The 4991-nt window shown below is 62.6% G+C and carries 2 protein-coding genes, 1 tRNA gene and 1 pseudogene; 2 read left to right on the top strand and 2 right to left on the bottom strand.

Annotated features, from left to right (window positions below; genetic code table 11):
- Positions 1 to 960: L-threonylcarbamoyladenylate synthase (locus AC1D00_RS26400; RefSeq protein WP_477012672.1), on the bottom strand; the 960-nt coding region annotated here is incomplete at its 3' end.
- A gap of 68 nt (positions 961 to 1028) precedes the next feature.
- Here AC1D00_RS26400 and AC1D00_RS26395 point away from each other — a divergent pair.
- Positions 1029 to 1105 (top strand) — tRNA-Pro (locus tag AC1D00_RS26395).
- 171 nt (positions 1106 to 1276) lie between these two features.
- Here AC1D00_RS26395 and AC1D00_RS26390 read toward each other — a convergent pair.
- Positions 1277 to 2320, bottom strand: a pseudogene (locus AC1D00_RS26390) (tyrosine-type recombinase/integrase); the annotation flags it as partial.
- 1314 nt (positions 2321 to 3634) lie between these two features.
- On the opposite strand from AC1D00_RS26390, the gene AC1D00_RS26385 reads away from it, so the two are divergent.
- The coding region (locus AC1D00_RS26385; protein ID WP_477012671.1) for a ParB/RepB/Spo0J family partition protein at positions 3635 to 4991 on the top strand (1357 nt) is incomplete at its 3' end.

Raw genomic sequence — 4991 nt, 5'->3', positions numbered from 1 at the left:
GTCATTGATCGCTTCGCCAAGCTCTTCCTCAGGGATCGTCATCACCGCGATCGCCCGTGGGCTCTTCGCATCGAGGGTGCGAAGATAACCGAACAGGTTGGCGGCGGCCTCGTCGAGATCACCGGCGGGCGACAAATTCATGACGGCCGCCGCGGCGTCAAGGCCGGGGAGGCGTGAGGGCCCGAACGCCAGCAGCGCTTCGCCCGGCGCCACCTCGCGCGCATTGAGCCGTACATTGGCGCGCGGCGCGTAATGCGAGGCCAGCATGCCCGGCGCCAGGGGCTGGCTGTCGTCGCCCTCCGCTTCCGCCGGCGGCCGCGCCAGGGCGGCGCCGAGCACGGCCTCGATCCGCTCGCGCGACAGTCCGCCGGGCCGGAGCAGTATCGGCGCGTCGAAGCAGCCGACAATGGTGGATTCGACGCCGACCGCGACCGGCCCGCCGTCGACGATCAGGTCGATTCGTCCCGCAAGGTCGTTCTCGACATGGGCCRCCAGCGTCGGCGAGACGTGCCCGGAGATGTTCGCCGACGGTGCCACCACCGCCCCGCCGAAGGCACGCAGGATCGCCTGCGCCACCGGGTGGGCGGGAATGCGGATCGCGACCGTGTCGAGGCCCGCGGTGGCGAGATCGGCCACCGGGCAGCCGTCCGTCTTCGGCACCACCAGCGTCAGCGGCCCCGGCCAGAACGCCTGCGCCAGCTTCAGGGCGCGCGCGTCGAACCGCCCGATGGCCTGCGCGGCGGCAATGTCCGCAACATGGGCGATCAGCGGATTGAAGGCCGGGCGCCCTTTGGCGGCATAGAGATGGGCGATCGCGGTGGCATTGGCGGCGTCCGCGCCGAGCCCGTAGACCGTCTCGGTCGGAAACGCGACCAGCCCGCCGGCCGCCAGAGTCCGGGCGGCGGCCCCTGCGGTGGCATCGCCAGCCGGTAGAATCAGCGTTTCAAGACCCGGTTTCACAGGGATAAAATTCCTCAACTCGGCCGCTTGCGGTGCGCCAAACCCAACGCTATAAGCCGGCCTCTTGTCGGAGTGTGGCTCAGCCCGGTAGAGCACTGCGTTCGGGACGCAGGGGTCGCAGGTTCGAATCCTGCCACTCCGACCAGAAATCATTAGGTTTTTCCTTCTGATCGTTGRTCGTTCCCGAGTCAACCACCGTTTCAACCACCGAAACATATCGGCCTTTTTGGCCAATGGCCGTGGCCGCCCCCTGCAGAAAGTCTGGGTGGTGGTGCCCATAGGTATCCTGCAGGACTTCGGGAGACATGCCCAGGAACCCTGCCGCCTCCCAGATGGGCACACCCCGCTGCATGAGCCATGTCGCAGCGGTATGGCGAAGGGTGTGGGGTGTCACCTTCCCCGGTAGGCCGGCAAGCCCTACGGCGGTCTTAAAGCCCTTTTTCACGGAGGCGACCGGCTTGCCGTTGAACTCAACGAAGCACTCCGCGATCAGCTTACGGTTCCACCAGCGCCGAAGGTGGGCGAGCAGCCGTGGCGGTATCGGTGCAGGCGTCTGGCGCTTCTTGGTCGTGCGCTTGCCAATGGCCTTGCGATAAAAGATACCGCGCTCCAGATCCACGTAGGAGCGCCCAGTTACCGCATATGGCGACGCAGATGCGATCGCGCCTGCCCGAGTGCCAGTGTACAGGCCGATCAGGATAAACCGCGCGATATGACGCAGAGGTCTCCGGCTTGTGGCTACCGGGTCTCCCTTTGATAGCCCCGAATGAATTGTCTGTTTCTCGCGGTGCCGCCAACAGTGCCAAAGCAACGCTGCGGCTTCGTCGCGAGTGAGCCACCGATCGCGCGGCTCACCTTTCGGCGGGAGAGATATGCGAACCGCGCCGCGGTGAAAGCCCTCTTTTGCATGATGGTTGATTGCAGCGCGAAAGCTCTCGAGGTCACGACGCGCGCCGCCCTGACTGCCGCGATGTTTAACGTAAGCCGCACAGGTTTGCGCATTGACCGCCGACAGCTTCTTGCCGCCCCAAAAATCGTTTAGCCTGCCTATCCTCGCTTCAATTTCAAACTGATCACCAGGCTCGCCGATATCGGTCAGATAGATCGACAGCACGTCCGCGCAATCGATGTCGTCGATGTCCCTTCGACTGCGTTCCGGCTGATATTTTCGCGCGATGTAGTTCGCTAGCGCTTGCTCTGCTTTCTGCGGCGGCTTTGTTTCAGACGCGCTCGCAAGGCATCCTGTGGCGATATGTCGGTCTCCGTCTTTGATAATCCAAACAGACTGGGCGACGAGATTGCCTTCGCGATACCGTGCTTTACGTCTGTAGAGTCGGGCTCCTTTGCTTTGACGCGGCATAATTCCCTCATTCTCTCTATATGAAAGAGTGTCGTGTAATCTTTGCCCGCAATGCGCTCGATGATGAGTCTTCCGCGAGCGCTCTCTCGGCGCAGCCCGGAAGCGGTCATCGAACCATCGGGAAATGCCACGGCCGCTGCTACAGCAAGACGGAGTGGATCGTGCAGACCAACGCCCTCTGGGCGCTTTGATATATCGATCATGTTAGCGGCGTCGCGATCTGCGAAGCACTAACGGCGATCGAGTTTTATACGGGCAGCATCGACGCGATTCTATTTGTTTGAGGAGTGCGTCTGCCGCGTAGTTTCGAGCAGGTGTGGGGAGTCGAAATGCCCTGCAACGCTGAGTAAGGGCAACCTCCTGCTCGACGCAGCCGCTTTTTTGAATCCTTCCAGTGGTGCTATCCGCCTCGAGATCGCCAGTGCCCATTGGCACATACAATCAATACGCGGGCGATAGCTCAATTGCGACGAGCGGCTGCTTGGGCCGATATGGGCCGGCGCGGGGAATGCTTGGGGCAGCCGCGCCAACGTCATCCTAGGTGCGGGCATCGATCACTTTCGCGATATGCCTCATTTAATCTCCGGTCCAACTTGTCTGTGGTTGTCTCGCTCGCTTCCTCCGTAAACGCACGCAATTTGGGCGAAGCGCGTAATCATTGCCTTCGGGACTGACCAGCGATCGTACTGCGCTCAAGGGTTCTGGCTAACAGCAGCATTTGCCGATTGCCCAATATAGCTCACGGGATTCTAACTAGTCGGATGTATGACCGATACTGTCAGATTTCACAGGTCACGCGTTGTCTCGGCGAGCACGTGGAGAGCCTCGGTTCTGGATCTCAGCTCGATGAATGTGTCGCTCGCCGGAGGCACTCGCACGAAGGGCTGCCGCTTCGCGGCACCGCTATCACTGCCCGTCGCGCGGGTGCCTTGTTAACCGGTCTCGCGACTGCACTCGGTCCCGGGTCCCGCCGCGTACCGCGTCGGCGCTATGCTGACCCTCCTGCGGGTGCCTCTTTTAATTCTCTCACTCTCGTCTTGTTCTCACCTGCGCTGACTTGCTCAATATTCCAACGCTCGAGAGCTCAGGGGCTCCGCCCCTCGCGCGCGCCAGGGTGAAGCGCCGGCTGGCGCCGGCGCCGACCCGAGCGGTCTCCCCGGTCTTCCGTGCTTTCGAACGGGCATCACCTTCTCGAACGGCTGGCATGCGCGCGTGCAGACCCGCTTCTCACGAGCGGCCCTTTCGGGCGGGCGATCCCCCTCCGCTCGGGTCGCCCTGGCGCTTGCTACCCCCGGGTCTCGCCGACGGGCAGGGGTGCAGGCGCGTGGTGCGCCTTACACCCGTGGAAGCAAAAGGAAGAATGATCATGTCGGTAAGCAGGTTGAAATCATTTCCGCGAGCGGGACGGAGGTTCTCATTCCGCTCAATAAGCTCAAGAAGTCCCCGAACAATGCGCGCAAGACGCCGCATAGCGAGGCGGCAATCAAGGGCTATGCGGCGAGTATTGCCGCCAAGGGCATCCTGCAGAATCTGGTGGTCGAGCTCGAGTTGGACGGAGAGGGCGTGGCCACGGGGTTCTATTTGGTGACCATCGGCGAGGGCAGGCGGCTTGCCCAGCTTCTGCGGGTCAAGCGGAAGGAGATCAAGAAGACCGAGCCGATCCGCTGCATCATCGACACCGCGAATGACCCCCACGAGATCAGCCTGGACGAGAATGTCACCCGGGAAAACATGCATCCGGCCGACCAGTTCGAGGCGTTCCGGAAGCTCGCGGAGGAGCGTGGCTTCGGTGCGGAGCAGATCGCCGCTCGCTTTGGGGTGACGCCGCATGTGGTGCGGCAGCGCCTTCGGTTGGGTGCAGTTTCGCCACGATTGATCCAGCTCTATCGCGACGGCGATCTGACCCTTGAGCAGCTGATGGCATTTGCCATCACTGACGATCAGGCCCGGCAGGAGAGCGTCTATGAGCGCCTGTCCTACGACCGCGATGCCAGCACCATCCGCCGTCTTCTCACCGAAACCCATGTCGCCGCAACCGATCGCCGCGCCCGCTTTGTCGGGCTCGAGGCCTATATCGAGGCAGGCGGTACGATCCTGCGCGACCTCTTCACCGAGGATCGCGGCGGCTATCTCGAAGATTTGGCGCTGCTCGATCTCTTGGTGACGGCACGGCTTGGCCGGGAGGCGGACGCCTTACGGGCGGCCGAGGGATGGAAGTGGACGGAGCCTCATCTCGACTTCCCATACGCGCACGGCATGCGCCGTGCCTACACGCATCCGGTCGAGCTTTCGGCGGAAGATCAGACCGCTCTTCAGGTCGCTCAAACCGAGTTTGATGAGCTGACCGAACAGCATCGGGCAGCCGATGAACTGCCTGACGAGGTGGATGCGCGGTTCGGTGAATTGGAGAACCAAATCGAGCAGTTTGAGGCGAAACGGCAGGCCTACGATCCCGGCGATGTCGCGCGCGGCGGTGCTTTCGTGATCCTCAATCATGACGGCACCATCAGGATCGAACGCGGTTTCATCCGCCCCGAGGACGAGAAATCGCCTGCCGAAGCGCGGCGGGAAGGCGACGCGGAGGCACCGGATGGTGACGGTGGAGAGGACGATCAAGCCACGCGTGATGGTCAAGGAGAGGAGGAAGAAAGCGAGGAGGAAGAGGAGGAAC

This window comes from Bradyrhizobium sp. P2_E8 (assembly GCF_056403875.1).
Note: the sequence above shows the minus strand (reverse complement) of the source record. Positions and strands in the feature narration are given on the sequence as shown.